This window comes from Psychrobacter sp. 1U2 (assembly GCF_051847575.1).
Map to the genome: position 1 here is coordinate 1 of NZ_JBPYDC010001481.1, position 592 is coordinate 592.

Sequence of the window (592 nt, forward strand, 5' to 3'; positions counted from 1 at the left end):
GTTGTACTTTTCATCGTGCCATTCGAAAGACTGGAGCTTTAAAGCGAAGTCAGTAAACTTATCGTTCTGCTCTATCAAGTGGTAACAGTTTGCTAAGAGATAATAAACTTCATATTTCTCTACATGGTTCATTAACTTAATACTATCAACCGTCAATAAGTCTATAACTTCTGAATACCGTTCTTTGTTAAAACTTTCTTTCGCCTGTTTTATTTTTTCTGAATAATCACTGTTTGAATGATATCTTTCACTCAAGTTGCTCGAATTAAATATATGATTTTCAATATCATTCCAGAATTGAACTTCTACTGGAAACTTTCCTTCATTAACACGTTCGTCTGATAAAGCATTTACAGCATCAGTCAATTTCCTGTCAGATGGTAAGGATGTAGCTATTATGAGTTGTGAAATTTTTTGTTGACCACTGTCAGCTTTTGCAACCTCTTTAACAATAGTTACCTCATCCTTCCCATTGAACGGCAGCTTTGAGACGTGCTTACATTGAATGCCTATTCGATTATTTGATTTATTTAGATTGTCTTTATAAACCAGAACATCTAAACCATATTGCTTTTGACCTCTACGTCCATAC

General features: G+C 34.0%; 1 protein-coding gene. It reads right to left on the reverse strand.

From position 1 onward, the window contains the following. Positions 1-592, reverse strand: a 592-nt coding sequence (locus ACS8FD_RS22750) for a hypothetical protein (RefSeq protein ID WP_439277527.1), incomplete at both ends; no start/stop codon positions are given.